This window comes from Pseudomonas sp. RL_5y_Pfl2_69, assembly GCF_963970465.1.
Taxonomy (GTDB): domain Bacteria; phylum Pseudomonadota; class Gammaproteobacteria; order Pseudomonadales; family Pseudomonadaceae; genus Aquipseudomonas.
Window position 1 is genome coordinate 536,181 of sequence record NZ_CAXAOU010000002.1, and the last position, 25,944, is coordinate 562,124.

23 protein-coding genes and 6 tRNA genes are annotated in these 25,944 nt (G+C 56.6%); 22 read left to right on the forward strand and 7 right to left on the reverse strand.

The window, feature by feature from the left end; genetic code table 11:
- Positions 1 to 105 precede the first annotated feature (105 nt).
- Positions 106 to 924 carry a posphoenolpyruvate synthetase regulatory kinase/phosphorylase PpsR gene (gene ppsR, locus AACY07_RS05740; protein ID WP_133075707.1) on the reverse strand — a complete coding sequence of 273 codons (819 nt, stop codon included), beginning with the start codon at positions 922 to 924 and terminating at the stop codon, positions 106 to 108.
- 176 nt (positions 925 to 1,100) lie between these two features.
- Here ppsR and ppsA point away from each other — a divergent pair, with 176 nt between their 5' ends.
- From ppsA to AACY07_RS05785, 9 genes are all read left to right on the forward strand, one after another.
- Positions 1,101 to 3,476, forward strand: coding sequence for a phosphoenolpyruvate synthase (ppsA, locus tag AACY07_RS05745; protein WP_219260696.1), 2,376 nt, complete (start codon positions 1,101 to 1,103; stop codon positions 3,474 to 3,476).
- A gap of 102 nt (positions 3,477 to 3,578) precedes the next feature.
- The gene (locus AACY07_RS05750; RefSeq protein WP_339473839.1) at positions 3,579 to 4,523 is read left to right on the forward strand and encodes an alpha/beta fold hydrolase; all 945 of its coding nucleotides are present in this window, start codon (positions 3,579 to 3,581) and stop codon (positions 4,521 to 4,523) included.
- Positions 4,524 to 4,572: 49 nt separating this feature from the next.
- Positions 4,573 to 5,064 carry a ribonuclease E activity regulator RraA gene (gene rraA / locus AACY07_RS05755; RefSeq protein ID WP_133075704.1) on the forward strand — a complete coding sequence of 164 codons (492 nt, stop codon included), beginning with the start codon at positions 4,573 to 4,575 and terminating at the stop codon, positions 5,062 to 5,064.
- A gap of 24 nt (positions 5,065 to 5,088) precedes the next feature.
- Positions 5,089 to 6,084, forward strand: coding sequence for a CorA family divalent cation transporter (locus AACY07_RS05760; protein ID WP_133075703.1), 996 nt, complete (start codon positions 5,089 to 5,091; stop codon positions 6,082 to 6,084).
- A gap of 63 nt (positions 6,085 to 6,147) precedes the next feature.
- Positions 6,148 to 6,393 (forward strand): hypothetical protein, encoded by a 246-nt coding sequence (locus tag AACY07_RS05765; RefSeq protein ID WP_019827671.1) that lies wholly within the window; start codon positions 6,148 to 6,150, stop codon positions 6,391 to 6,393.
- A 2-nt stretch (positions 6,394 to 6,395) separates the two neighbouring features.
- Entirely contained in the window at positions 6,396 to 7,220 is an 825-nt protein-coding gene (locus tag AACY07_RS05770; protein WP_016779913.1) for a mechanosensitive ion channel family protein, read from the forward strand.
- 91 nt (positions 7,221 to 7,311) lie between these two features.
- Complete coding sequence (gene sigX / locus AACY07_RS05775; RefSeq protein WP_029611289.1) at positions 7,312 to 7,902, forward strand: RNA polymerase sigma factor SigX; 591 nt, start codon at positions 7,312 to 7,314, stop codon at positions 7,900 to 7,902.
- Positions 7,903 to 8,008: 106 nt separating this feature from the next.
- Positions 8,009 to 8,986 (forward strand): OmpA family protein, encoded by a 978-nt coding sequence (locus AACY07_RS05780; RefSeq protein WP_048358833.1) that lies wholly within the window; start codon positions 8,009 to 8,011, stop codon positions 8,984 to 8,986.
- Positions 8,987 to 9,108: 122 nt separating this feature from the next.
- Positions 9,109 to 10,134 carry a quinone-dependent dihydroorotate dehydrogenase gene (locus AACY07_RS05785; protein ID WP_133075702.1) on the forward strand — a complete coding sequence of 342 codons (1,026 nt, stop codon included), beginning with the start codon at positions 9,109 to 9,111 and terminating at the stop codon, positions 10,132 to 10,134.
- Positions 10,135 to 10,250: 116 nt separating this feature from the next.
- Here the strand turns inward: AACY07_RS05785 and rmf are convergent, their stop codons facing one another.
- Positions 10,251 to 10,466 (reverse strand): ribosome modulation factor, encoded by a 216-nt coding sequence (rmf, locus tag AACY07_RS05790; RefSeq protein WP_095003125.1) that lies wholly within the window; start codon positions 10,464 to 10,466, stop codon positions 10,251 to 10,253.
- A 540-nt stretch (positions 10,467 to 11,006) separates the two neighbouring features.
- On the opposite strand from rmf, the gene rlmKL reads away from it, so the two are divergent.
- Positions 11,007 to 13,277: a bifunctional 23S rRNA (guanine(2069)-N(7))-methyltransferase RlmK/23S rRNA (guanine(2445)-N(2))-methyltransferase RlmL gene (gene rlmKL, locus AACY07_RS05795; protein WP_133075701.1), complete on the forward strand. Its 2,271-nt coding sequence runs from the start codon at positions 11,007 to 11,009 to the stop codon at positions 13,275 to 13,277.
- A gap of 82 nt (positions 13,278 to 13,359) precedes the next feature.
- On the opposite strand, the gene dacB is transcribed toward rlmKL, so the two are convergent.
- The gene (gene dacB, locus AACY07_RS05800) at positions 13,360 to 14,826 is read right to left on the reverse strand and encodes a D-alanyl-D-alanine carboxypeptidase/D-alanyl-D-alanine endopeptidase (RefSeq protein WP_339473844.1); all 1,467 of its coding nucleotides are present in this window, start codon (positions 14,824 to 14,826) and stop codon (positions 13,360 to 13,362) included.
- A gap of 232 nt (positions 14,827 to 15,058) precedes the next feature.
- Between dacB and AACY07_RS05805 the strand changes: the two genes are divergently transcribed.
- Positions 15,059 to 15,403: a YggL family protein gene (locus AACY07_RS05805; protein WP_019827656.1), complete on the forward strand. Its 345-nt coding sequence runs from the start codon at positions 15,059 to 15,061 to the stop codon at positions 15,401 to 15,403.
- A gap of 218 nt (positions 15,404 to 15,621) precedes the next feature.
- Here AACY07_RS05805 and AACY07_RS05810 read toward each other — a convergent pair whose 3' ends face one another.
- Positions 15,622 to 16,380, reverse strand: a complete 759-nt coding sequence (locus tag AACY07_RS05810; RefSeq protein WP_339473846.1) for a hypothetical protein — start codon at positions 16,378 to 16,380, stop codon at positions 15,622 to 15,624.
- Positions 16,381 to 16,712: 332 nt separating this feature from the next.
- Between AACY07_RS05810 and AACY07_RS05815 the strand changes: the two genes are divergently transcribed.
- The 9 genes from AACY07_RS05815 to AACY07_RS05855 all read left to right on the forward strand — a co-directional run bounded on the left by AACY07_RS05815 (position 16,713) and on the right by AACY07_RS05855 (position 20,385).
- Positions 16,713 to 16,788, forward strand: a tRNA-Glu gene (locus AACY07_RS05815).
- Positions 16,789 to 16,790: 2 nt separating this feature from the next.
- Positions 16,791 to 16,866 (forward strand) — tRNA-Gly (locus AACY07_RS05820).
- Between the two features lie 101 nt (positions 16,867 to 16,967).
- Positions 16,968 to 17,043 (forward strand) — tRNA-Glu (locus AACY07_RS05825).
- A gap of 5 nt (positions 17,044 to 17,048) precedes the next feature.
- A tRNA-Gly gene (locus AACY07_RS05830) sits at positions 17,049 to 17,124 on the forward strand.
- A gap of 101 nt (positions 17,125 to 17,225) precedes the next feature.
- A tRNA-Glu gene (locus tag AACY07_RS05835) sits at positions 17,226 to 17,301 on the forward strand.
- Positions 17,302 to 17,306: 5 nt separating this feature from the next.
- Positions 17,307 to 17,382, forward strand: a tRNA-Gly gene (locus AACY07_RS05840).
- 280 nt (positions 17,383 to 17,662) lie between these two features.
- Positions 17,663 to 18,685, forward strand: coding sequence for an ABC transporter substrate-binding protein (locus tag AACY07_RS05845; protein ID WP_339473848.1), 1,023 nt, complete (start codon positions 17,663 to 17,665; stop codon positions 18,683 to 18,685).
- Between the two features lie 21 nt (positions 18,686 to 18,706).
- Positions 18,707 to 19,558 carry an ABC transporter permease gene (locus AACY07_RS05850; protein ID WP_339473850.1) on the forward strand — a complete coding sequence of 284 codons (852 nt, stop codon included), beginning with the start codon at positions 18,707 to 18,709 and terminating at the stop codon, positions 19,556 to 19,558.
- Positions 19,555 to 20,385 (forward strand): quaternary amine ABC transporter ATP-binding protein, encoded by an 831-nt coding sequence (locus AACY07_RS05855; RefSeq protein WP_339473851.1) that lies wholly within the window; start codon positions 19,555 to 19,557, stop codon positions 20,383 to 20,385. Before AACY07_RS05850 ends, AACY07_RS05855 begins: the two co-directional genes overlap by 4 nt.
- A 14-nt stretch (positions 20,386 to 20,399) precedes the next feature.
- Here AACY07_RS05855 and AACY07_RS05860 read toward each other — a convergent pair whose 3' ends face one another.
- Positions 20,400 to 21,026, reverse strand: coding sequence for an alanyl-tRNA editing protein (locus tag AACY07_RS05860; protein ID WP_339473852.1), 627 nt, complete (start codon positions 21,024 to 21,026; stop codon positions 20,400 to 20,402).
- Positions 21,027 to 21,113: 87 nt separating this feature from the next.
- Here AACY07_RS05860 and AACY07_RS05865 point away from each other — a divergent pair, with 87 nt between their 5' ends.
- Entirely contained in the window at positions 21,114 to 22,070 is a 957-nt protein-coding gene (locus tag AACY07_RS05865; protein ID WP_339473853.1) for a LysR family transcriptional regulator, read from the forward strand.
- Positions 22,071 to 22,122: 52 nt separating this feature from the next.
- Here AACY07_RS05865 and AACY07_RS05870 read toward each other — a convergent pair whose 3' ends face one another.
- Together AACY07_RS05870 and AACY07_RS05875 are read right to left on the reverse strand one after the other, a co-directional pair.
- Positions 22,123 to 22,539, reverse strand: coding sequence for a PA2817 family protein (locus AACY07_RS05870; protein WP_339473855.1), 417 nt, complete (start codon positions 22,537 to 22,539; stop codon positions 22,123 to 22,125).
- Between the two features lie 63 nt (positions 22,540 to 22,602).
- Positions 22,603 to 25,050 carry an acyl-CoA dehydrogenase gene (locus AACY07_RS05875; RefSeq protein ID WP_339473858.1) on the reverse strand — a complete coding sequence of 816 codons (2,448 nt, stop codon included), beginning with the start codon at positions 25,048 to 25,050 and terminating at the stop codon, positions 22,603 to 22,605.
- Positions 25,051 to 25,201: 151 nt separating this feature from the next.
- On the opposite strand from AACY07_RS05875, the gene AACY07_RS05880 reads away from it, so the two are divergent.
- Complete coding sequence (locus AACY07_RS05880; RefSeq protein WP_339473860.1) at positions 25,202 to 25,828, forward strand: glutathione S-transferase family protein; 627 nt, start codon at positions 25,202 to 25,204, stop codon at positions 25,826 to 25,828.
- The last annotated feature ends 116 nt before the right edge of the window (positions 25,829 to 25,944 follow it).

Consider the following 25,944-nt stretch of genomic DNA (forward strand, 5'->3'; position numbering starts at 1 on the left):
GCCGAAGGCTGCGATCGAGCGCGAAGCGGTCGCGCGCTCAGGGCCGCCGAAGGCGCTGCGGTCCTTATCGCAGCCTGCGGCAGCGACTACAGGTTGATGCAGAACTTACTTGAACCGGCGCTCCACGCCTTTTTCGACCAGGATCTTGGCCGAGATTTCTTCAACCGAGAAATGCGTGGAGTTGATGTGCGGGATGTTTTCGCGCTGGAACAGGCGTTCGACTTCTCGGACTTCAAATTCGCACTGGGCAAAACTGGAGTAGCGGCTGTTGGGCTTACGTTCGTTGCGAATGGCGGTCAAACGGTCCGGATCGATCGTCAGGCCGAACAGCTTGTGTTTGTGTTCACGCAGGGCCGCAGGCAGCTTGAGGCTTTCCATGTCGTCATCGGTCAGCGGGTAGTTGGCCGCGCGGATACCGAATTGCATGGCCATGTACAGGCATGTAGGGGTTTTGCCGCAGCGCGACACGCCCACCAGAATCAGGTCGGCCTTGTCGTATTTGTGGGTGCGGGCGCCGTCGTCGTTGTCGAGGGCGAAGTTCACCGCCTCGATACGCTCCATGTAGTTGGAGTTGTGGCCAATGGAGTGGGATTTGCCCACCGAATACGAGGAATGCTCACCCAGTGCCTGCTCCAGCGGGGCCAGGAAGCTGGAGAAGATGTCGATCATGAAACCATTGGACGTGGCGAGGATCTCGCGAATGTCCTGATTGACGATAGTGTCGAAAATTATCGGGCTATAACCGTCTTTTTCGGCGGCGATATCGATTTGTTGTACCATTGCCCGCGCTTTGTCCACGCTGTCTATATAAGGGCGCGTGAACTTGCTGAAGGTCACATTTTCGAATTGAGCCAACAAACTTTGGCCCAGGGTTTCGGCAGTTATGCCCGTGCCATCGGAGATAAAGAAAGCAGATCGTTTCATTTGCGCCTGGGGCCTTAAGCTGGTGACGATTCTTGGATATGATAGGCGCGCTTTTGTCGCGCTACATGACAGGCAGTGTCACTTATTTTCCGGGTCCAGGCCACAATCGCTGCGATGACTCATGATGAGTATTCAGCGCCCTGAGCTTTTCCAACACAGTTAGTGGAGAGATCACCTTGGTAGAGTACGTAGTTTCCCTCGATAAGCTCGGCGTCCATGATGTAGAGCACGTAGGGGGCAAGAACGCATCCCTCGGCGAGATGATCAGTAATCTTGCAGGCGCTGGTGTTTCAGTTCCAGGTGGCTTCGCCACTACTTCTCAGGCATATCGTGATTTTCTTGAACTGAGCGGTTTGAACGACCAGATCCATGCTGCGCTGGATGCGCTCGATGTTGATGACGTTAATGCCCTGGCCAAAACCGGTGCCCAGATCCGTCAATGGATCATGGAAGCCGAGTTCCCGGAGAAGCTTAACGCCGAAATTCGTACCGCCTTTGCTGCTCTGTCCCAGGGCAATCCGGACATGGCCGTTGCCGTGCGTTCCTCGGCCACCGCCGAAGACTTGCCGGACGCGTCCTTTGCCGGTCAGCAAGAAACCTTCCTGAACATCCGTGGCGTTGAAAACGTGATTCGTGCGGCCAAGGAGGTTTTTGCCTCCCTGTTCAACGACCGTGCGATTTCCTACCGCGTGCATCAGGGCTTTGACCATAAACTGGTCGCTCTGTCGGCCGGCGTACAGCGCATGGTGCGCTCTGAAACCGGCACTGCAGGCGTGATGTTCACCCTGGACACCGAGTCGGGCTTTCGCGATGTAGTGTTCATTACCGGCGCCTACGGCCTGGGTGAAACCGTCGTACAAGGCGCGGTAAACCCGGATGAGTTCTACGTTCACAAGCAAACCCTCGAAGCTGGCCGCCCTGCGATTTTGCGTCGCAACCTGGGCAGCAAAGCCATCAAGATGATCTACGGCGACGAAGCCAAGGCCGGCAAGTCGGTCAAGGTGATCGACGTTGATAAAGCCGACCGCGCACGCTTCTGCCTGACCGACGCTGAAGTCAGCGAACTGGCCAAGCAAGCGATGATCATCGAGAAGCACTACAAGTGCCCGATGGACATCGAGTGGGCCAAAGACGGCGATGACGGCAAGCTGTACATCGTTCAGGCACGCCCTGAAACCGTGAAGAGCCGCAGCGCCGGCAATGTCATGGAGCGCTACCTGCTCAAGGAAACCGGTACCGTACTGGCTGAAGGCCGTGCCATTGGCCAGCGTATTGGCGCGGGCAAGGTTCGCATCATCAAGGACGTGTCGGAAATGGACAAAGTCCAGCCAGGCGACGTGCTTGTTTCGGACATGACCGACCCGGACTGGGAACCCGTGATGAAGCGCGCAAGCGCCATCGTGACCAACCGTGGCGGTCGTACCTGCCATGCGGCGATCATCGCTCGCGAACTGGGTATTCCGGCCGTGGTGGGTTGCGGCAACGCCACCCAACTGCTGAAAGACGGCCAGGGCGTTACCGTGTCGTGTGCTGAAGGCGATACCGGGTTCATCTTCGAAGGCGAACTGGGCTTCGATATCAAGAAGAACTCCGTGGATGCCATGCCGGATCTGCCGTTCAAAATCATGATGAACGTCGGTAACCCGGACCGCGCCTTTGACTTCGCTCAGCTGCCGAACGCCGGTGTGGGCCTGGCCCGCCTGGAGTTCATCATCAACCGCATGATCGGTGTGCACCCTAAAGCGCTGCTGAACTACGATGGCCTGCCTCAGGAAATCAAGGACAGCGTCGACAAGCGCATTGCGGGCTACAACGATCCGGTTGGCTTCTATGTAGAGAAGCTGGTTGAAGGCATCAGCACCTTGGCTGGCGCGTTCACACCGAAGAAAGTGATTGTGCGTCTGTCGGACTTCAAGTCCAACGAATACGCGAATTTGATTGGCGGCAAGCTGTACGAGCCGGAAGAAGAAAACCCGATGCTGGGCTTCCGCGGTGCTTCGCGTTACATCAGCGAAAACTTCCGTGATTGCTTTGAACTCGAGTGCCGTGCGCTCAAGCGTGTGCGCAACGAGATGGGCTTTACCAACGTCGAAATCATGGTGCCGTTCGTACGTACCCTGGGTGAAGCGAGTCAGGTCATCGACCTGCTGGCTGAAAACGGCCTCAAACGCGGCGAAAACGGCCTGCGCATCATCATGATGTGCGAACTGCCGTCCAACGCGATTCTGGCTGAAGAGTTCCTCGAGTTCTTCGACGGTTTCTCCATTGGCTCCAACGACCTGACTCAGCTCACCCTGGGCCTGGACCGCGACTCGGGTGTGATCGCGCACCTGTTTGACGAGCGCAACCCTGCCGTCAAAAAGCTGCTGTCCAACGCCATTCAGGCGTGCAACAAGGCTGGCAAATACATCGGTATTTGCGGTCAGGGCCCATCCGATCACCCGGATCTGGCGCTGTGGTTGATGGAGCAGGGCATCGAAAGCGTGTCGCTGAACCCGGACTCCGTGCTGGAAACCTGGTTCTTCCTGGCAGAAGGCCAAGCTCAGGCTTGAGTCGTTGAGCGAGGAGCAGGGTAGCCGTCAGGGCTGCCCTGCTCTTTATAGGCGGTAGGGCGAGTTCCTGTGTGAAGTCGCCCTTTTTTGTGCAAGAGCATTATGCAAAGCAGCAGTCTCCTTTTTCCCGTTGCCCTGATCAGCGCTGAGCGTCGGGGCGATCTGAGCGAAGATGTTTATCGCTTGAAGCCTGCCAACAGCCCGGATATTTCCGTTGAGCTGGTGGTCACTCGACTGGGCATGGCCGACGACACTCAGGTGCGTGGTGTGCCGGTCATCCTGTTACATGGCAGCTTTTCCAATCGGCGTTTTTGGTACTCGCCCAAAGGCGTAGGGTTGGGGGCATTTCTGGCCCGTGCCGGTTTTGATGTATGGCTGCCTGAAATGCGCGGTCACGGCCTTTCGTCGCGCAATATTGCCTGGAACAAGAACCGTGTTGCGGACTACGCCCGGTACGATTTGCCGGCCATTGCAGCGTTTGTCCGTGAACAGAGCGGGCAAGTTGCGCACTGGATCGGCCACTCCCAGGGCGCCATCAGTTTGGCGGCAGCCCTTGGCGGACAGTATCTGGGCGATAAGGACGTCGCGTCGGCAGCGTTTTTCGGCTGTCAGATCAATCGTCGTTATTGGTCGCTGAAAATCCCGCCGGTGCAGTGGGGGGCTTATTTGTTGTTGAAGCGATTTGCGCAACTGTCGGGCACACGACTCAAGCGTGGCCCGGAAGACGAGCCGATCAGCATTGCCCTTGAAACACTGCGCTGGAACGGCTTTATGGGGCGTTTCAAGGACGCCGAGCGAGATTGGTGGGCCGGGCTGGCCGAAGTTCAGATCCCGTCGCTGGTGGTGGCAGCCGTGGGCGATCGGCAAACGCCGCAATGGGCTTGCCGCAAATTGTTCGATCAGTTGGGTGGCGAGCAGCGCAGGTTCGTGGCGCTTGGCCGCGAACATGGCTTCAGCTCTGACTTCAGCCATGTTGAAATGCTGGTCAGCCAGCCTGCCCAGCAGGAAGTGTGGCCGTTGGTGCGCAGTTGGTTGAACGAACTTTAGTGCTATCGTTGTTCTCTCTGCTGTGCCCACTCTGAACAGGAGCTTTCTCGTGAATCACTACATCACTCCCGATCTGTGCGATGCCTACCCTGAGCTAGTGCAAGTGCTTGAACCGATGTTCAGCAACTTTGGCGGGCGCGACTCCTTTGGTGGCGAGATCGTGACCATCAAGTGCTTCGAGGACAATTCGCGCGTCAAGGAGCAGGCCGAACTCAACGGGCAGGGCAAAGTACTGGTAGTTGATGGCGGTGGTTCTCTGCGCCATGCCTTGCTGGGCGACATGATTGCCGAGAAAGCCGCGAAAAATGGCTGGGAAGGGATCGTGATTTACGGCTGTATCCGCGATGTCGATGTGCTCGCGCAAACCGATCTGGGCGTGCAGGCTCTGGCCAGTCACCCGCTCAAGAGCATCAGGCGCGGTGTGGGGGATGTGAATGTGCCGGTCACGTTTGCCGGTGTCACGTTCCGCCCCGGAGAATTTATTTATGCCGACAACAATGGCGTTATCATTTCGCCCACGGCTCTGAAAATACCGGCCTGAAGGCAATACCACTAAGGATCACGGATGTTCGAGGACGAAAACGCTCAATGGGGGCTGGTGCATGCACTGGTATTGGATGGGGAAGGTGGTGCGCGGCCGATTGCACGTACCGAGCTGAACGATCTGCAGTTGCAGGCCCACGAAAGCATCTGGTTGCACTGGGATCGCAGTCATCCGCAGACCCAGAGCTGGTTGCGTGATTCGAGTGGTTTAAGTGATTTCAGCTGTGACTTGCTGCTTGAGGAAAACACCCGTCCGCGTTTAGTGCCTGTCCCCAACAATGAGCTGCTGCTGTTTATGCGCGGGGTCAACCTGAATCCGGGTGCCGAGCCTGAAGACATGGTTTCGCTGCGTATCTTTGGCAGCGCGCAGCGGGTGATCTCGCTGCGCATGCGTCCACTTCGGGCCACTGATGAACTGCTCGGTGAATTCTCCCAGGGCGAAGGTCCGAAAACCCCCTCTGAACTGATTCTTTATCTGGCACAGCACCTGACGTTAAAGGTGCAGGATTTGATCGGAGATCTGTCAGAAATCGTCGATGACGAAGAAGATAAGATAGATGCCGACGAACGGTATACCCCTGACCACAACTCCATTTTGCAGGTTCGACGACGGGCTGCCGCCTTGCGTCGTTTTCTGGCCCCGCAGCGGGATATTTTCGGTCAGCTCACGCGTACCAAATTACCGTGGTTCAGCGCCGATGATGCCGACTACTGGAACGAACTGAACAACAGCCTGACCCGTTATCTGGAGGAGCTTGAACTGACCCGCGAGCGCGTGGGGCTGGTGCTTGAGTCCGAAGACCGACGTTTGAACGTGCGCATGAGCCGCATCATGTATCGCTTCGGCGTGCTCACCGGGATCTTTCTTCCGATCACGTTTATTACCGGTTTGCTGGGGATCAATGTGGGGGGCGTTCCGTTCTCCAATGACTCTTATGGGTTTGCTGTGACGTGCGGTGTGATGCTGCTCATCGGGGTGGGGCAGTGGTGGTTTTATCGCCGATTGCAGTGGCTGTGAGTGAGCCTGATGTGACCTCGATAAATGTGCCTTCGTCTTTTACTGACTTACCGAGAGGTGCTTATGCACGATCCGTTTGAACAGTCCTTACGTGAAATGCTCAAGGCTCCTACGTCCAATCGTGACGACGACGCCTGCCTGGGTCGCGTACTGAAAACCGCCAACCGTCAGGTCGGTGCGGGAGATCTTTTCAGTCTGCTGGGGCGCTGGATGCAAGCACTGATGATTGCTTTGAATAGCGGTTCAGCTCATATTGCGCCCGTTTCGCGGCGCAAACCTGCTGCTCGCCCTGTTGATAAGGCTGATTGAACATGGAATTGAATGTCTGGACCCAGAGCCTGGTCGCGGCAATGACTGCCTTGTGGACTAAGATTGCGAACTTCATTCCCAACCTCTTCGGGGCGTTGGTGGTAGTACTGCTGGGCTTCGTGGTTGCAAAACTGCTCGATGCCCTGCTGTCCAAGCTGCTTGCCAAATTGGGCCTTGATCGCCTGATGGGTGGCACGGGCCTGACCAAAATATTGGCACGGGTCGGGATTCAAGTGCCGATCTCGACGCTGATCGGCAAGATCGTGTACTGGTTTGTGCTGTTGGTGTTCCTGGTTTCGGCGGCTCAGTCGCTGGGTCTTGATCGCGTTTCATCTGCGCTTGACCTGCTGACAGTGTATCTGCCCAAGGTGTTTGGTGCGTTGCTGGTCCTGTTGGCCGGCGTGCTGCTGGCACAGGTACTTAACGGCCTGGTTCGTGGCGCTGCCGAAAGTGTCGGTTTTGATTACGCCAGCGGGCTGGGCCGGGTGACTCAAGGCCTGGTCATTATCATCAGTATTTCGGTTGCCATCAGCCAGCTGGAGGTCAAAACCGACCTCCTGAACCATGTGATTGTGATTGTGTTGATTACCGTTGGTCTGGCCATTGCCTTGGCAATGGGGCTGGGCAGTCGGGAAATCGCGGGGCAGATACTTGCCGGCATCTATGTGCGTGAGCTGTATCAAGTTGGGCAGGAAGTCCGTGTGGGCGAGGTTGAAGGGCAGATCGAAGAGATTGGCACGGTTAAAACCACGTTGCTGACCGATGAGGGTGAGCTAGTCTCCATCTCGAATCGGATCTTGTTGGAGCAGCACGTAACCAGTCGCTGAGGCGGCAAACCCTGCTAATGTACGCCGCCGCAAAAAAGCCATGATTGATAGGCTGCGGCGGACATTGACCTGACTGCTGGCACAACTCGTTTTGAATAAAGCCCAATCGCTATCCATGCGCTACGATCCCCGCGAGCTCTCTGATGAGGAGCTGGTGGCGCGCTCGCATGATGAGTTGTTTCACGTGACGCGTGCTTATGAAGAGCTGATGCGGCGCTATCAACGTACTTTGTTCAACGTTTGTTCAAGGTATTTAGGGAACGATAGGGACGCTGATGATGTCTGTCAGGAAGTCATGCTGAAAGTGCTGTACGGTTTGAAGAATTTTGAAGGGAAGTCGAAATTCAAGACATGGCTATATAGCATCACTTACAACGAATGCATTACACAGTATCGGAAGGAACGGCGAAAGCGTCGCTTGATGGACGCATTAAGTATTGACCCCCTCGAGGAAGCGTCCGAAGAAAAGGCGCCGAAACCTGAGGAAAAGGGCGGACTTGATCGCTGGCTGGTGCATGTAAACCCGATTGATCGGGAAATTCTCGTGCTGCGTTTTGTCGCAGAACTGGAATTTCAGGAAATCGCGGACATAATGCATATGGGTTTGAGTGCGACAAAGATGCGTTACAAGCGCGCTCTAGATAAATTGCGTGAGAAATTTGCAGGTATTGCTGAAACTTAGTTCAGCGCAAATGGCTCTACGTGTAGGCAAGGTCTGATAGACTTGCCGCCGAGTTGTCCCCCGGTATGTGGGACTGCTTTACAATCACCAGATGGGGATTTAACGGATGAAACTGAAAAACACCTTGGGCATTGCCATTGGTTCCTTTGTAGCCGCAACTTCGTTCGGTGCCCTGGCACAAGGCCAAGGCGCGGTCGAGGGTGAACTGTTCTACAAAAAACAGTACAACGACAGCGTCAAGCACGTAGAAGACGGCTACAACCCAGGCGCATCGATCGGTTACTTCCTGACCGACGACGTTTCGTTGAACCTGACCTACGACAAAACCAACCACACCCGTTCGAATGACGGCACTGGCAACCAGAAAATCAAAGGCGACAACTTTGGTCTGAACGCTCAGTACCACTTCGGCACCGTAGGCGACGCTCTGCGTCCATACGTTTCCGGCGGTGTTGCTCACAAGAGCATGACCAACGTGATCGCAGACGGCCACAGCGGTCGTGACCAGTCGACTTTCCTGACTGCAGGCGCTGGTGTTAAGTGGTACATCACTGACAACCTGTTCGCCCGTGCTGGCGTTGAAGCTGACTACAAACTGGACAACGGCAAGTGGGACTACGCTCCTACCGTTGGTCTGGGTGTGAACTTCGGCGGCAACGGCGGTAAAGTCGCTCCTGCTCCAGTTCCAGCTCCAGCACCAATCGCTGAGCCAGAACCAGAAGCTCCAATCGCTGAAGTTGTTCGCGTTGAACTTGACGTGAAATTCGACTTCGACAAATCCAACGTTAAGCCGCAGTACGCAGCTGATATCAACAACGTTGCTGATTTCATGAAGCAGTACCCAGCTACTACCACCACTGTTGCTGGTTACACTGACAGCGTTGGTACCGATGCCTACAACCAGAAACTGTCGCAGCGTCGTGCTGACGCCGTTCGTGCAGCCCTGGTTAACCAAGGTGTTGCAGCTAACCGTGTAGACGCTGTCGGTCACGGTAAAGCCAACCCAGTTGCAAGCAACGCAACTGCAGAAGGCCGTGAACTGAACCGTCGCGTAGAAGCGACCGTTCAAGCAGAAGCTAAGTAATTATTTAGCTCGGCTGTTCAGAAAAACCCGGCTTAGGCCGGGTTTTTCTTTGCCTGTGATTTAGCGGTCCGCGCAGCTATAATCGCGCACTCTTCAAGTACCCCTTTGAGTCCAATCAGCCCATGTATAACCTGGCCCGCCAGTTGCTCTTCAAACTCTCCCCTGAAACCTCTCACGATTTGTCTCTGGACTTGATCGGTGCGGGTGGCCGTCTTGGGCTCAACGGTTTGTTGTGCAAGGCGCCAGCAAGGCTGCCAGTGAAGGTCATGGGGCTCGATTTTCCGAACCCGGTCGGGCTGGCCGCAGGTCTGGACAAAAACGGTGCAGCCATTGATGGTTTTGCGCAGTTGGGTTTTGGATTTGTCGAGATCGGCACGGTGACGCCGCGCCCTCAGCCAGGCAATCCCAAGCCACGCATTTTCCGACTGCCTGAAGCGCAGGCAATCATCAACCGCATGGGTTTTAACAACCTTGGGGTTGATCATTTGCTGACGCGGGTTCAGGCGGCCAAGTACACCGGTATTCTGGGGATCAACATTGGCAAGAACTTCGACACGCCGGTAGAGCGCGCGGTCGATGACTACCTGATCTGCCTGGATAAGGTGTATGCCCACGCCAGTTATGTCACCGTAAACGTGAGTTCGCCCAATACTCCAGGCCTGCGCAGCCTGCAATTTGGCGATTCGCTCAAGCAGTTGCTTGAAGCCCTACAAGTGCGTCAGAACGAACTGACACAGCGCCACGGTAAACGCGTACCGCTGGCAATCAAGATCGCACCTGACATGACCGACGAAGAAACCGTGCTCGTGGCTCAGGCGCTGCTTGAGACGGGTATGGACGCGGTCATTGCGACCAACACTACCCTGAGTCGCGTAGGTGTTGAGGGCATGGAGCATGGCGACGAGGCTGGCGGCCTGTCGGGCGCGCCGGTGCGTGACAAGAGCACCCATACCGTGAAGGTGCTGGCAGGAGAGCTGGCAGGTCGTATGCCGATCATTGCGGCGGGCGGAATCACCGAAGGCAAGTACGCGGCTGAGAAAATCGCTGCGGGTGCGAGCCTGGTGCAGATTTACTCGGGTTTCATCTACAAGGGCCCGGCCTTGATTCGCGAATCCGTCGATGCCATTTCCGCCTTGGCGCGGTCATAAATCGGCAGGCAATAAAAAGGGCTCCCTGAGGAGCCCTTGGGCCGGAGCCCGCCGCCCGGATAGGACGGCATGGTTGAGTCATTGCATCTTCGAGGTGATGTCGGATTTGCCCAGAGTTAGCCGACGGCGTGAAGTTCGTTGAGTCTGTGGATGCCCGCAGTGCCAGTCATACCGTCCCAGTTGTCGCCGCGTCCTTCGCGCCAGCCGTTAATCCAGGCTTGGCGTACCGACGGTAGAGTAAAAGGGCAAAGCTCGCGGGATTTTCCATTAACACCGTATTGATATCCGCGTAAGAAAGCTTTTTCCAACGGATCACGCTTAAGTCTTCTCATAGGGTATTGCCCTCACTTGTTGACTGTTTTATTTAGCGTCGACCTTCTGAAGGTCGGGGCAGAGTGTTCTGCCGTTGGTGTGCTCGCTGCCGGCGTGGCGAGCATTTCGTTATGGCCTGTGCGGCGATAACCTGAGTTGAGTTCTAACCAATGCGCCAAGGCGTGTGAATGATCGTTTTGTCATAAGCACGTAACGATATTGGTGTTATGGCCATAAGTAAGGTCGCTTTTCTGCTGCGAAATGCGACCAAAGCCTGTCAGGGCGAGTGTTTACAAATATGATGCGTTTCATTCTCCGCTGCGAATATCCCCCTGTTTTGCTGGGGCACTATTCGACGAAGGGTCTGAATATGACCAATTGTTTCTCGATGAATGACCTGCCTCTGCGTCTAAACTCTTCGTGCCTCAGGGCATGAAAAACGCATCGGTGGAACGGCACATTTTCGTGCCACACGAGCGCTCTTCAAGAAAAGCGCTTGATTGAAAACGGAGCAGGCAATGCGTTGCCTCTTCACTGATAGCTAAAAGCTCAGGAATCCCATGTCGGATCGTTACGAACTCTTCCTTACCTGCCCTAAAGGCCTTGAAGGCCTTCTCCTCGAAGAGGCCACCGGCCTTGGCCTTGAGGAAGCTCGCGAGCACACCTCGGCCATTCGTGGCATGGCAGATATGGAAACTGCCTACCGCTTGTGTCTATGGTCGCGCCTTGCCAACCGTGTGTTGCTGGTGCTCAAGCGTTTTCCGATGAAAGATGCGGAAGACCTGTATCACGGCGTTCTGGACATTGACTGGCATGACCACATGGTCCCGGATGGCACGCTGGCTGTTGAATTCAGCGGTCATGGTTCGGGTATCGACAACACGCACTTTGGTGCGTTGAAAGTAAAAGACGCAATCGTCGACAAGTTGCGTACGCCGTCTGGCGAGCGTCCGTCCATCGACAAGATCAGCCCGGACATTCGTATCCACCTGCGACTGGATCGCGGCGAAGCCATTCTGTCCCTGGACCTGTCAGGTCACAGCTTGCACCAGCGTGGCTACCGTCTGCAGCAAGGTGCTGCACCGCTGAAGGAAAACCTCGCGGCTGCCATCCTGATTCGTTCGGGCTGGCCACGTATGGCAGCCGAAGGCGCTGCCTTGGCTGACCCGATGTGTGGTGTGGGTACGTTCCTGGTTGAAGGCGCAATGATTGCTGCCGACATGGCGCCTAACCTGAACCGCATTCACTGGGGGTTTGATGCCTGGCTGGGTCACGTGCCGGCTATCTGGAAAAAACTTCACCAGGAAGCCACTGAGCGTGCAGAAGTCGGCATGGCCAAGCCACCTCTGTGGATTCGTGGTTATGAAGCCGACCCGCGCCTGATCCAGCCTGCGCGCAATAACATCGAGCGCGCCGGTCTGAGCCACTGGATCAAGATTTACCAGGGTGAGGTTGCGACCTTCGAGCCGCGTCCGGACCAGAACCAGAAAGGCCTGGTGATCTGCAACCCTCCGTACGGTGAGCGTCTGGGCGACGAGGCGAGCTTGCTCTATCTCTACCAGAACCTCGGCGAGCGTCTGCGTCAGGCTTGCTTGAACTGGGAGGCCGCGGTGTTTACCGGTGCTCCGGATCTGGGCAAGCGCATGGGAATTCGCAGCCACAAGCAGTACTCGTTCTGGAACGGCGCGTTGCCGTGCAAGCTGCTGTTGATCAAGGTTGTGCCGGATCAGTTTGTGACGGGTGAGCGACGTACGCCTGAGCAGCGTCAGATTGATCGCGAGCAGGCTGAGTCCGATCTGCCGTCGAACATCGAAGCGCCAGGTAAATACGAGAAGTTCAACAAGAACGGCAACCCGATCAAGCCAGTGCCGGTGGTGATCGAACAGCCGCGCTTGAGCGAGGGCGGGCAGATGTTTGCCAACCGCCTGCAAAAAAATCTCAAGGCGCTGAGCAAGTGGGTCAAGCGTGAAGGGATCGATTGCTATCGAGTCTACGACGCCGATATGCCGGAATATGCGATGGCGATCGACCTGTACCACGACTGGGTTCACGTTCAGGAGTATGTGGCACCGAAATCCATTGATCCTGAAAAAGCTTCGGCGCGCATGTTCGATGCCTTGGCAGCCATTCCCCAGGCGCTGAACATCGACAAGAGTCGTGTGATCGTCAAGCGTCGTGAGCGCCAGAGCGGCACCAAGCAGTACGAGCGTCAAAGTGCCCAGGGCAAGTTCACCGAGGTCAATGAAGGCGGTGTGAAGCTGCTGGTGAACCTCACGGACTATCTGGATACCGGTCTGTTCCTGGATCACCGCCCAATGCGCATGCGCATTCAGAAAGAGGCTGCAGGCAAGCGCTTCCTCAATCTGTACTGCTACACCGCGACCGCCAGCGTCCATGCTGCCAAGGGCGGTGCTCGCAGCACCACCAGCGTCGACTTGTCCAAGACTTATCTGGACTGGGCGCGCCGTAACCTGTCTCTGAACGGTTTTTCGGACAAAAACCGCCTGGAGCAGGGCGATGTGATGGTGTGGCTGGATGCCTGTCGTGAAGAGTACGACCTGATCTTTATTGATCCGCCGACCTTCTCCAACTCCAAGCGCATGGAAGGGATCTTCGATGTGCAGCGCGATCACGTGCAGTTGCTGGATCTGGCCATGGCGCGTCTGGCGCCGGGTGGGGTGCTGTACTTCTCGAACAACTTCCGCAAATTCATCCTCGATGAAAATCTGGAAGCGCGTTATGCCGTGGAAGAAATAACCGCCAGCACCATCGATCCGGACTTTGCCCGCAACAGCAAAATTCACCGTGCCTGGAAAATCATGGCCCGGTAATACCGGTGCTGTAAGCCCGCCCCCATAAAAAAACGCCCCTGATCGCAAGATCAGGGGCGTTTTTTATTGCCTGGTCAACGCCTTACTGGGCTATGGAGACCGCACTGTTGGGGACTTGTGGCTGGCGATACAGATCGAGTAGCACTTGATCGAGAATGGCCGAGGCGCCCCACGGGCGAGGGTCGTTGAGGATGGCGACCACCGCCCAGGTATTGCCGTTGCTGTCGCGGCTAAACCCGGAAATGGCGCGCACTGTATTGAGTGTGCCGGTCTTGATGTGAGCCTGGCCGTTCATGGCGGTGGTTTTCAGGCGTTTGCGCATGGTGCCGTCTTTGCCGGCAATCGGCATGGAGCTGATGAATTCGGCAGCGTAGGGGCTTTGCCAGGCGGCCTGGAGCATCTGCGCCATTTCACGTGCGCTCACGCGTTCGGCCCGGGACAAGCCGGAACCGTTTTCCATGACCAGATGGGGTGCGGTGATGCCTTTTTTGGCCAGCCATTGGCGTACTACACGCTGTGCAGCTTTGGCATCGTCACCGTCGGCGTCGTTGCGAAACTGTGCGCCCAGGCTCAGGAACAGCTGCTGGGCCATGGTGTTGTTACTGTATTTGTTGATGTCGCGAATGATTTCGGCCAGATCCGGAGAGAATGCCCGTGCCAGCAGTTTCGAGTTCTTCGGCACGCTGGCCTGACGGTCCTGGCCTTGAATGGTGCCGCCCAGCTCTTTCCAGATGGCGCGTACAGCGCCGGCGGTGTAGGTCGCGTGATCAAGCAGGGACAAGTAGGTTTGCGAGTTGCAGCCGTCGGCCAGCTGTCCGCTCACGGTGACGAGTACCGAGCCGTCGGCTTGGGGTACCGGGTTGTAGCGCACGTCACCTGTGCATTGCTTGGCATTGACGGCCTTGACCTGATTGTCGATTTTGATGCTGGCAATCGGTGGTTCGACTGATATCAGAACTTTGCCCCCGTCGTTGCGGGCCACGAAGCGCAAGGCTTTAAGGTTGACCAGCAGCGAGTCGGGCTTGACCAGGAAGGGTTTGTTTTTATCGTTGCCGTCGTCGTTGAAGACGGGCAATTGCGGTTGATTGAAGAAGTTGCGATCAAGTACCAGGTCGCCGGTTACCTGTTGCACGCCATTGGCGCGCAGGTCGCGCATCAACAGCCATAGTTTTTCCATGTTCAGCTTGGGATCGCCGCCGCCCTTGAGGTAAAGGTTACCTTGCAGGATGCCGTTGTTCAGGGTGCCATCTGTGTAGAACTCGGTTTTCCACTGATGGGTGGGGCCGAGCATTTCCAGGGCCGCGTAAGTAGTCACCAGCTTCATGGTGGAGGCCGGGTTCATGGATACATCGGCATTGAATACGGTTGGAATGCCCGGGCCGTTGAGCGGCAGAAGGACCAATGACAGTGCATCGTTCTGCAGTTTATTGGTTTTGAGTGCTTGCTGAACTTTGGGCGAGAGCGTTGTGTTGACAGGGGCGGCGTTGGCGCCGAAGGCCAGTGGCAAAAAAAGACTGGCAAGAAGCAATGGCCGTAAAGATTTGATCATAAGAAGTAAAACCCTGCAGGCGAGGGAAAAAAATAAGAGGGATGATGAAAAGTTCCCTCAATGGTCTTAAAAGTGTTGGCATTATGCCCCAAGGTTGTTGGGCTTGTGCATCCACCTGTAACAGGGTTTGGCGGATTAAGTATAGAAAACGATGAACCGTTCACACGGAACCGGGCAAGCGTTGCCTTAAGCTGCTAAAGTGCCGCCCGTTATTACTTAAGAGGATTGTTCAATGGCTACTAATCGTTCCCAGCGTCTGCGCAAAAAACTGTGCGTTGATGAATTTCAGGAGTTGGGTTTTGAGCTGAACCTGGATTTCAAAGAAGACCTGTCGGAAGAGGCTATCGATGCATTCCTGGCAGACTTCCTGGCGCAAGCCATGGAAGCTAACGGCCTGGGTTATGTTGGCGGCGACGACTACGGTCTGGTTTGCCTGCAGAAGCGCGGCTCGGTCAGCGAAGAACAGCGTGCAGCTGTTGAATCCTGGTTGAAAGCGCGCCCAGAGCTGAGCAGCGTTGAAGTTAGCCCGCTGTTGGACGTGTGGTACCCGGAAAAGCCAATCAATCCGGTAGCCTGACGTCAAACGCAAAGGCGGCCCGAGCGGCTGCCTTTGTGTGTTACGCCCTCTGACCCGTCCCGGGTTTTGCAGCACATCCTTCCACTTTATTGCCCGCACTGATCTGCGTGATTTTTCGTGGGTGCCATTAACGTGTTCGGTCAGACACGTCGCCTCGCTTTTGATCGCGAGCAAGCCCGCTCCCTCAAGAGCGGTATTGATCACCCATTTTGGGTGCCTCAGTCGTAAATGGCTTTCTTCTTCCAGTCAGCATCCGCTTCGTCGGTTTTCAAGCCTTCAGTCAGTTCATTGACTTCACCCGTGGTCGGCTCAAGTGCGTTGAGCACCTGTGCGTTGGCGCGTGCAAGCTGGGTCTCGAAGTCCTTGATTTGTGCGTTGTACATGGCGGGTACCGGCTGCTTGCGCAAGTACTGCACCGCGCGTTCAAAAGCCAGGCGCGCCTGTGCGGGCTGATTCTTTTGCAGGGCGAGCTTGCCCAGGTTGTTGAAAAATTCGATATGCAGCACGACCAGCAAATTTCGAATCTCTTTGATCCACTGCTTGGCTTCGTTGGTCGGTAAAAAACCATCCTGGGCCGCCCGGGTAATTTGCCCGTGCAGGGTTTCAAGCAAAAAGCGCACGTCTTTGGCTTTTGCTTCGGTCAGGACAGGGTTTGGCGGGTTGTTGACGGGGATAGACTCGCCTTTGGCAATCAGCCCGTTAAGCTCTGCAACTTGTGCCTTTAAAGCTGCACTGGATTTTTGCAGGAGCAGCAGGCGTTGCGTGGCATTGAGCTCAAGGCGCGTGAGCAGCAGCTTGAGGGCAGGGAACATCAGCTGGCCGGGAAAGGTCTCGTTGACTTCGCTGCAGCGACGTATGCGGTCGTTGAGTTCGACCTTGAGTCGGGCTTTTTCCAGTTTATTGTTTTCCACTACATGGTTCATGTAGACGATTGCGATCAGCAGTGCGATCCCGACGACGACAAGCAGGGCGATCATGGAGGGCGTCAACGTTAAAACCTCTTCTGAATGTGGGTGCGCTGTCTCGGTGAGGTCGGCGTGCCTGTCTATATAGAGAGGCTGGGAATAGGCGGGCAGCAATCTGCCATCACTGAGGTCGGGCCATCATAACCCCTTGTAGGGTGACGGAATATAGGCGCCAAGAGTTGGTCGACATACTGCGTAGGAAAGCGCCGAGAGAAGAGGGAAGTCATTGATTTCAATATATTTTCATATTGGGGTTGACGACTTTCAAATCCATCCCTAGAATGCGCGCCAATTGCAGCGTAAAGCGAACAGCTAAACGCATGTAACCAGTGAAGTTGTAGCGTGTCCCCTTCGTCTAGTGGCCTAGGACACCGCCCTTTCACGGCGGTAACAGGGGTTCGAGTCCCCTAGGGGACGCCATTGCGGGAATAGCTCAGTTGGTAGAGCACGACCTTGCCAAGGTCGGGGTCGCGAGTTCGAGTCTCGTTTCCCGCTCCATTTTTAAGCAGCTTCGCTTTCGGGCGGAGTTGAGTGAAAGCCAAGACATTAGCGTTAGTTAGTGATCTGGCACTGAAATGTACGTGTACATTTCGGGCAACGTCCCCTTCGTCTAGTGGCCTAGGACACCGCCCTTTCACGGCGGTAACAGGGGTTCGAGTCCCCTAGGGGACGCCATTATTGCGGGAATAGCTCAGTTGGTAGAGCACGACCTTGCCAAGGTCGGGGTCGCGAGTTCGAGTCTCGTTTCCCGCTCCATTTTTAAGCAGCTTCGCTTTCGGGCGAGGTTGAGTGAAAGCCAAGACATTAGCATTAGTTAGTGATCTGGCACTGAAATGTACGTGTACATTTCGGGCAACGTCCCCTTCGTCTAGTGGCCTAGGACACCGCCCTTTCACGGCGGTAACAGGGGTTCGAGTCCCCTAGGGGACGCCATTATTGCGGGAATAGCTCAGTTGGTAGAGCACGACCTTGCCAAGGTCGGGGTCGCGAGTTCGAGTCTCGTTTCCCGCTCCAAATTTTGTTTTTTGGAGCTACGCAGTTTCAAAAAACACTCAGAAAGCAGCCCTAGGGCTGCTTTTTGCGTTTCCGGGTTTTGATTTCTGGCCCGCCCCTCGCAATACATCTGCAACAAGGCTACGACCCGCATCCGTGGGAATGTTTGTGCCGCTCTCTTGAATTCAGCAGCTACGCTGAAAACATCGCAACTCATATTTTCTCCGGCATTAAGCACTCTCGCAGGGAGGCGACAGGCAAATTGCGTGCTCGGCGGCCCCTCCACAACCAGAGAATGCATATGTACAACCTTAAAAAGTGGCTCGTTGGATCACTGCTGGCATTTGGACTTGTTACCCAGCCAGTCTTGGCAAACAACTCGGGCGATCCCGTTCACTTTGGTGATATCACTTGGGAAAGCGGCAGCTTGATCACCGAAGTACTGCGTCTGATCACCGAAAAAGGCTACGGCGTAGCAACCGACACCTTGCCTGGCAGCACCGTAAGCCTGGAGGCTGCGCTGGCCAAGAATGATATTCAAGTGATCGGCGAAGAGTGGGCAGGGCGAAGCCCCGTGTGGATCAAGGCGGAGGCCGAAGGCAAGGTTTTCGGTCTGGGCGATATCGTCAAAAACGCCAGTGAAGGCTGGTGGGTGCCCGAGTATGTGATCAAGGGTGATCCGGAAAAAGGCATCAAGGCATTGGCCCCGGACCTGAAGTCGGTCAGCGATCTGGCCCGCTATAAAGAGGTGTTCCGTGATCAGGAAGATCCGACTCGTGGCCGCTTCCTTAACAGCCCCAGCGGTTGGACCTCCGAGACCGTCAACAGCCAAAAGCTCAAGGCCTATGGCCTGGACAAGGACTTCGTTAACTTTCGCACCGGCTCGGGCGCTGCGCTGGATGCCGAGATCAGCTCCTCGATCCGTCGTGGCAAACCGGTGCTGTTCTATTACTGGTCACCGACTCCGCTGATCGGGCGCTACAAGCTGATCAAGCTTGAAGAGCCGCCTTTTGATGCCGAAGCCTGGAAGACCCTGGCTGACGCCAATAACCCTGCTCCAAAGGGTACGCGCTCATTACCGGCAAAACTGGCCATTGGCGTATCGGCACCTTTCAAAGCCCAATACCCGCAGTTGGTCGAGTTCTATGAAAAGGTCGATTTTCCTATCGATTTACTCAACACCACCTTGGCCCAAATGAGCGAAAAACGCACCGAGCCGCGAAAGGCTGCTGAGGATTTCTTACGTGAGCAGCCGCAAATCTGGCATGCCTGGGTGACCCCGCAAGCGGCTGAAAAAGTCGATGCAGCGCTCAAATCCAAATAACTCACGGAGTACGGGCATTGCATGTTTCCTGACAATCTGACGTTTTCCATCGCAGGGTGGGTCAATGACGGGGTTGATGCACTGGTCAGCAACTACGGTGATGTGTTCCGGCATATCTCCGAGACCCTGCTGTGGGCCATCATCCACCTTGAGAACCTGCTGCGCATCACGCCGTGGTGGCTGATGCTGGTCATCGTTGGGGCAATTGCCTGGCATGCCACACGCAAGATCCTCAGCACTCTGTTGATCGTCGGCCTGCTGTTTCTGGTAGGAGCAGTTGGGTTGTGGGACAAGCTGATGCAAACCCTGGCGCTGATGATGGTGGCCACGGTTATTTCGGTATTGCTGGGCATTCCCCTCGGGATTTTGGCCGCGCGCAGCAATCGCCTGCGCTCGGTGTTGATGTCGCTGCTGGATGTGATGCAGACCATGCCCAGTTTCGTGTACCTGATTCCTGTCCTGATGTTGTTTGGCCTGGGCAAGGTTCCGGCGATTTTTGCCACGGTCATTTATGCCGTACCGCCGCTGATCCGCTTGACCGATCTGGGCTTGCGTCAGGTTGATCGCGAGGTGATGGAGGCGATCAACGCATTCGGTGCCAACCCCTGGCAGCAACTGTTTGGCGTGCAATTGCCACTGGCCATGCCCAGCATCATGGCCGGTATTAACCAGACCACCATGATGGCATTGTCGATGGTAGTGATCGCTTCGATGATTGGTGCCCGGGGCTTGGGTGAGGATGTGCTGGTGGGTATTCAAACGCTCAATGTCGGCAAAGGCCTGGAAGCCGGACTGGCCATTGTCATTCTGGCAGTGGTGATCGACCGTATCACTCAAGCCTATGGCCGGCCTCGGCGCGGAGGCCCGGAATGAGTGAGGTGGTGATCAACAAGATCGAAGTACGTCATGTATTCAAGGTGTTTGGCGGCCGTGATATAGAAGTGATGGCTCTGATTCGTGAGGGTCGGACCAAGGACGAAGTCCTGGCAGCAACCGGTTGCGTTATCGGTATCAACGATCTGTCGTTGTCGATCCGAGCCGGTGAAGTGTTCGTCATCATGGGGTTGTCCGGCTCGGGCAAGTCCACTCTGGTGCGCCACCTAAACCGCTTGATCGACCCTACCAGCGGGCAGATTCTGGTGGATGGCGAAAACATCCTTGAGTACGGCATGACTGCCTTGCGCCAGTTTCGTCGGCAAAAAATCAGTATGGTGTTTCAAAATTTCGGCCTGTTACCCCATCGCAACGTGATCGAGAACGTCGCTTATGGTTTGAAGGTGCGGGGCGAGAGCAAGGTGCAATGCGAGGGGCGAGCCCGGCACTGGATCTCGATGGTCGGGCTGGAAGGCTATGAGCAAGCCTTTGTTCATCAACTGTCGGGGGGGATGCGCCAGCGTGTCGGGCTGGCCCGGGCGTTGGCGACGGATACCGACATTATTCTGATGGACGAAGCTTTCAGTGCCCTCGATCCGCTGATCCGTGCCGAGATGCAGGACCAGTTGCTGGAACTGCAACGCACGCTGCAAAAAACCATCGTGTTCATCACCCATGACCTGGACGAGGCGTTACGTATCGGAAATCGCATCGCCGTGCTCAAGGACGGGCGCTTGATTCAGGTCGGCACCCCCCGGGAAATCCTGCAGTCCCCTGCGGATGACTACGTGGACCGCTTCGTCCAGCGCCGTCGCACCCGCATTTAGGCTGCTTGAAACGATCAGTTCAGATCGTAACGCACGGACAGCACGCCTTTCTTGAGGGTGACAGAAAGCACGTTGACCGCCACTAACTCGCCCAGAGAGCGAACATGGGTGCCGCCGCACGGATAGCTTGGCAAGTTTCCAAAGCCGACGGCGCGTTGACTGGCGTCCAGATGAAGCTGGCGGGGTAAATCGGCATTGATCCAGTGCTCCAGTTGTTGCTGGATCGCTGGGGCTTCCAGTGGTTGGGCATCATCGCCGGGTGTGAAGCTGACCCGGCATTCGCCCGGCCAGTGATGTGCCTTGGTCGGCAGCCAGCCGGCCTGTTCACCGATCACTCCAATCAAGTGCCCGGCGCTATGCAGCCGTGCGTTGAGATGGCGGCGCGACGGGTCCACTTGCGCACGGGCAGGGCCAGGAGCAATGGCCCGGGTGACGTAATGCACGATGTTGTCTTGTTCTTGCAGCACCTTGACCACTTCACTGTCACCGATCAGGCCCAGGTCGCACGGCTGACCGCCGCCTTGCGGGTGAAAAGGGGTCGCTTGCACGGTAACGGCAAATCCGTCCTCGTGGGCGATGCAACTGATCACGTTAATGTCTGCAGTCAGTGCGTCATCGGTAAAAAAGAGGCGTTGGGTCATTGCGGTGTCCTGGTCGGTGTCTTTTTTTAGTATAGAGTTGCGCCTTGGTCGTGATAATCCGCCTGAATTTCAATGGACCTGTGCGCTGTGAGCATAAATCTGCCGTTATCGTTGTTGGCCGAAATGGTGATGTTTGTGAAGGTAGTCGAGGCCGGGAGCTTCTCGGAAGTGGCGCGCCAGCTCGGCACCTCACCTTCTGCGGTCAGTCGCAGCGTATCGCGTCTGGAAAAAGCCCTGGCGATCCGCTTGCTGCAACGCACCACACGCAAATTACGTTTGAGCGATGATGGCGAAGAAGTATTCAAGCGGTGTTGTGAGGTGGCGGGTGCTGCCCAATCGGTGATGGATCTGAGCGGGCGTTTTACCCGCAGCGCCGAGGGCTTGATTCGGGTCAGTGTGCCCAAGGCCGTTGGGCGTTATGTGATTCATCCGCACATGCCCGAGTTTTTACGGCGCTACCCACAGGTCGATGTTCAGTTGATTCTGGAAGACCGCTATGTCGACCTGATTGATGACAACGTTGACCTGAGTATTCGTATCACTGACCAGCCACCACCCGGCCTGGTGGGGCGTCAACTGTTCCCGATCGAGCATGTGTTGTGTGCCACGCCTGCTTATTTGGCGGAGCACGGCACGCCGGCGCAGCCCGAGGATTTGCGTGGGCATAGCTGTATTTATCTGGGAGAGACACCTGCCGATGCGCGGTGGAAATTCAAGCAAGGCGCCAGGTCGGTGACCGTTGGAGTGCGTGGGCGCTATGCGGCCAATCACACCGGGGTACGGCTGGATGCGGTGTTGCAGGATATCGGGATTGGTAGCCTGCCGTATTTCACGGCGCGTCAGGCTCTGGACCAAGGGCTGGTTGTTCGCGTATTGCCGGAATGGAGTTTTATTGCTTCGTACCATGGCGGTGCGTGGCTGTTGCATGCCCCGTCGCGTTATTTGCCGCCAAAGATTCGTGTATTCATCGATTTTTTGGTCGAGCGACTGGCCCGGGAGCCGACCCTGGACATGTGGCAGGCACAGGATTCTGGCCACTCATAAAAAAGCCCGCCAGGTAAACCGGGCGGGCCTTAAGTATTATTGTGCGTAGGAATCAGTGCTGTGTGCTGTCGTCGGACACAGGCATCGCCATCAGTTGTTTTTCCTGATTCCAGTCGAACGGTTCGTCGTTCATTTCTGCTTCATGACGACGCTCTTCCAGCGCCTCATACATGTCCAGCTCTTCATCCGACAGGAAGTTGAAGCACGCACCGCCGAAGTACCAGAGCAGGTCACGCGGGACCAGGTGAGCGATCTGCGGGTAGCGCTCGATGACCTGGCACATGAGGTCCTGGCCCAGATACTGGCTATTGATGGGGTCAACCGGCAGCGATTTGCGCATGTCGTCAAAGCGTTCCAGAAACAGGGCGTGGCTTTCCTCGGGGATCTGCTCAGCGTCACCGACAGCAACCAGGATGCTGCGCAGAATGTCGAGCAAGACAAGGTTGTGGTTCAGATCATTGGTGGCCATTGCGGGTGTCCTCTAGAGCAAAACGGGCGCGGGAGTATAAAGCCCCCGGCGCCCGCTGTCCCGTTATCGAATCTTTCCCTCGCTGTGGGTGAGTTCCTCTTTGGAGAAGTCATCCACATCAATCACCTTGCGTCGGGCAGCTTCAGCGGTGTGTAGCGCGTGTGCCTCGGCCGGTTGCAGTACACCGGCTTGCAGTGCGGCATCGATTGCCGATTCTCCCGCCCCCGGTTTGACCTGACCGCTTTTCAAGCCTTCATGGAGTTTTTTGTGCAGCGCACGTGCTTCGTTCAGCAGGTCGCTGGCATGTTGCAGGGCGCCCACGGCGTCGTCTGGCGATTGCGGGCGATAGCAGCCCGCAAGCACTGCCTCGAGCGTTGGGTCACCCTTGGCGCGACCCAAGACTGCGGCAACTTCGGCATCCAGCGCGTCCGACGGCCCGGTGTGGCGGCGGCCGAACGGGAACACGACGCCGCGCAGCAAAAAGCCCAGCGCGCGGCTCGGGAAGTTCTTCAGCAGTTCGTCCAGGGCGCGTTCGGCGTGGCCCAGGCTTTCTTCCATGGCCCATTTGAACAATGGGTTGAGGTGCTCCGGTGAATCCAGATCGTGATAACGCTTGAGCGCGGCGCTGGCCAGGTACATATGGCTCAGCACATCACCCAGGCGCGCCGACAGGCGCTCGCGACGTTTCAGTTCGCCGCCCAGCAGCATCATGCTCAGGTCGGCCAGCAGGGCAAAGGCTGCCGCCTGGCGGTTCAATGCCCGGAAGTAGCCCTGGCTCAGGGCATTGCCCGGCACATGCTCAAACCGCCCAAGGCCCAGGTTCAATACAAAGGTGCTGGCTTTATTGCTGATGGCAAAACCGATGTGCTTGAGCAACAGGTCGTCAAACTCCAGCAGCGCCTGATCCTTGTCTTCACGGCTGGCCAGGGCCATTTCCTTGAGTACAAAGGGGTGGCAGCGAATGGCGCCCTGACCGAAGATCATCAGGTTGCGCGACAGGATGTTCGCGCCTTCCACGGTGATGAAAATCGGCGCCCCCTGCCAGTTGCGCCCCAGGTAGTTGTTGGGCCCCATGATGATGCCCTTGCCGCCATGAACGTCCATGGCGTGGCTGATGCATTCACGGCCGCGCTCGGTCAGGTGGTACTTGAGTATCGCTGACAGTACCGAAGGTTTTTCCCCCAGGTCCACCGCGTTGGCGGTGAGCATGCGCGCGCTGTCCATCAACCAGGCGTTGCCGCCAATGCGCGCCAGTGCTTCTTGAATGCCTTCGAAGGCGGCCAGTGGCACATTGAATTGTTCGCGCACCTGGGCGTACTGCCCGGTCACCAGGCTGGTGAACTTGGCTGCGCCGGTGCCGACGGCCGGTAACGATATCGAGCGCCCGACCGACAGGCAGTTCATCAGCATCATCCAGCCCTTGCCGAGCATTTCCTGACCGCCAATCAGGTAATTCAGGGGGATAAATACGTCTTTGCCCGAGTTCGGGCCGTTCATGAACGCTGCGCCCAAAGGCAGGTGGCGGCGGCCAATCTCAACCCCGGGGGTGTCGGTGGGGATCAGCGCCAGGCTGATGCCAAGGTCTTCCTTGTCGCCCAGCAGGTGTTCCGGGTCGTGGGCCTTGAAGGCCAGACCAAGCAGGGTGGCGACGGGCCCCAGGGTGATGTAGCGCTTCTCCCAGTTCAGGCGCAGGCCGATCACTTCTTCGCCTTGCCAATGACCTTTGCAAATGATCCCGGTGTCGGGCATTGCCCCGGCATCGGAACCAGCCAGTGGACCCGTCAGGGCAAAGCAGGGGATGTCATCGCCACGGGCCAGGCGTGGGAGGTAGTGGTCACGTTGCTCGTCGGTGCCGTAATGCAGCAGCAGCTCGGCGGGGCCGAGGGAGTTGGGCACCATCACGGTGGAGGCGAGGTCGCCGCTGCGAGTGGCCAGCTTCATTGCGACCTGGGAGTGGGCGTACGCCGAGAAGCCCTTGCCACCGTAGGCTTTGGGGATGATCAGGGCGAAGAAACCGTGTTCCTTGATGTGCGCCCAGGCCTGCGGCGGCAAATCCATGGCTTGGCCGATCTCCCAATCGCTGACCATTGCGCACAGCTCTTCGGTGGGCCCGTCAATAAAGGCTTGTTCTTCTTCCGTGAGCTGAACTTTGGGATAGGCCAGAAGCTGATTCCAGTCGGGGCGGCCGCTGAACAATTGGCCATCCCACCATACTGTGCCAGCGTCGATGGCATCACGCTCGGTTTGCGACATGGGGGGCAAGGTCTTCTGGAACCACTTGAACAGCGGAGCGGTAAACAGTTTGCGCCGAAGGTCTGGCAACAGCAGCAGGGCAGCAGGCGCTGCCAGCAACAGCCAAAGGATTGCCAGCAACCAGCCGGGCACATGGCCGATGACCCCCATGGCCAACAGGTAAACCGCGACAACAGCCAGGGTCGTCAGAGGGGGGATGCGGCGATGGGCCATATAGGCGATGCCAACAATCAGAACCAGTATCCACAACAACAGCATATTTAATCCTCCATGAAGCCAGGGGCGATAACTCTTGTGAGCTTAGTCGCAACTTCCGATCAAGGTTGTAAGGATAGTGACCTTGCGCTGGAGGCAGAGTTCGACATCCCGGCGTAGACTCCTTCGGCGTCTATCAACCAGGAGCCAGATCATGCTGAAAGTGTGGGGTCGCAAGAATTCGTCAAACGTGCGCAAGGCGTTGTGGTGTGTCGAAGAGTTGGCGTTGCCGTATAGCCGCGTAGAGGCGGGCGGTGCATTTGGAGTGGTCGACAGTCCTGAGTATCGATCGCTGAATCCTAATGGCCGGGTACCCATGATCGAAGAGGACGACGGCTTTGTGCTGTGGGAATCAAACGCCATCGTGCGTTACCTCACTGCCAGATATGGGTCAGACACGTCCTGGTATCCAACCGATGCCCGTGTGCGGGCTCAGGCTGACAAGTGGATGGACTGGACCAGTACCTCGTTTGCGGTCGAATTCCGTGCCGTGTTCTGGGGCGTTCTACGCACGCCTGCCGAGGAGCAGGACTGGGTGAAGATCAACGCGGCAATTAAAGCCTGCGATCAATTGCTGGCTGTTGCGGATCAGGCGCTGGCTGAAAAACCCTACCTGTCGGGTGATGAAATCGGCATGGGTGACATCCCGCTGGGTTCCTTTATCTATGCCTGGTTTGAAATGCCCATTGAACGTGCGCACCTGACGCACTTGAGTGCCTGGTATGAGCGCTTGAAGCAGCGTCCGGCCTATCGAAATGCAGTGATGACTGCGTTGACTTAATAGCCACTATTAATACGGGCGACTGTACTTGTGCGGCGAGGCCAAGCACCATAAGGCCTTGTCGGACTTGCCCTACAGGTAGTTCGCCCTTACTTATACCTCCCTATTTCCCCATC

What these genes read in the sequence shown, in the direction of transcription:
- rlmKL (WP_133075701.1), top strand. Translation starts at nt 11,007, where the DNA reads ATGTCGGATCGTTACGAACTCTTCCTTACCTGCCCTAAAGGCCTTGAA.
- AACY07_RS05780 (WP_048358833.1), top strand. Translation starts at nt 8,009, where the DNA reads ATGAAACTGAAAAACACCTTGGGCATTGCCATTGGTTCCTTTGTAGCC.
- rmf (WP_095003125.1), bottom strand. Translation starts at nt 10,466, where the DNA reads ATGAGAAGACTTAAGCGTGATCCGTTGGAAAAAGCTTTCTTACGCGGA.
- AACY07_RS05850 (WP_339473850.1), top strand. Translation starts at nt 18,707, where the DNA reads ATGTTTCCTGACAATCTGACGTTTTCCATCGCAGGGTGGGTCAATGAC.
- ppsR (WP_133075707.1), bottom strand. Translation starts at nt 924, where the DNA reads ATGAAACGATCTGCTTTCTTTATCTCCGATGGCACGGGCATAACTGCC.
- AACY07_RS05860 (WP_339473852.1), bottom strand. Translation starts at nt 21,026, where the DNA reads ATGACCCAACGCCTCTTTTTTACCGATGACGCACTGACTGCAGACATT.
- AACY07_RS05810 (WP_339473846.1), bottom strand. Translation starts at nt 16,380, where the DNA reads ATGATCGCCCTGCTTGTCGTCGTCGGGATCGCACTGCTGATCGCAATC.
- dacB (WP_339473844.1), bottom strand. Translation starts at nt 14,826, where the DNA reads ATGATCAAATCTTTACGGCCATTGCTTCTTGCCAGTCTTTTTTTGCCA.
- AACY07_RS05880 (WP_339473860.1), top strand. Translation starts at nt 25,202, where the DNA reads ATGCTGAAAGTGTGGGGTCGCAAGAATTCGTCAAACGTGCGCAAGGCG.
- AACY07_RS05870 (WP_339473855.1), bottom strand. Translation starts at nt 22,539, where the DNA reads ATGGCCACCAATGATCTGAACCACAACCTTGTCTTGCTCGACATTCTG.
- AACY07_RS05770 (WP_016779913.1), top strand. Translation starts at nt 6,396, where the DNA reads ATGGAATTGAATGTCTGGACCCAGAGCCTGGTCGCGGCAATGACTGCC.
- AACY07_RS05875 (WP_339473858.1), bottom strand. Translation starts at nt 25,050, where the DNA reads ATGCTGTTGTTGTGGATACTGGTTCTGATTGTTGGCATCGCCTATATG.
- AACY07_RS05750 (WP_339473839.1), top strand. Translation starts at nt 3,579, where the DNA reads ATGCAAAGCAGCAGTCTCCTTTTTCCCGTTGCCCTGATCAGCGCTGAG.
- AACY07_RS05845 (WP_339473848.1), top strand. Translation starts at nt 17,663, where the DNA reads ATGTACAACCTTAAAAAGTGGCTCGTTGGATCACTGCTGGCATTTGGA.
- AACY07_RS05760 (WP_133075703.1), top strand. Translation starts at nt 5,089, where the DNA reads ATGTTCGAGGACGAAAACGCTCAATGGGGGCTGGTGCATGCACTGGTA.
- AACY07_RS05805 (WP_019827656.1), top strand. Translation starts at nt 15,059, where the DNA reads ATGGCTACTAATCGTTCCCAGCGTCTGCGCAAAAAACTGTGCGTTGAT.
- AACY07_RS05855 (WP_339473851.1), top strand. Translation starts at nt 19,555, where the DNA reads ATGAGTGAGGTGGTGATCAACAAGATCGAAGTACGTCATGTATTCAAG.
- AACY07_RS05785 (WP_133075702.1), top strand. Translation starts at nt 9,109, where the DNA reads ATGTATAACCTGGCCCGCCAGTTGCTCTTCAAACTCTCCCCTGAAACC.
- AACY07_RS05765 (WP_019827671.1), top strand. Translation starts at nt 6,148, where the DNA reads ATGCACGATCCGTTTGAACAGTCCTTACGTGAAATGCTCAAGGCTCCT.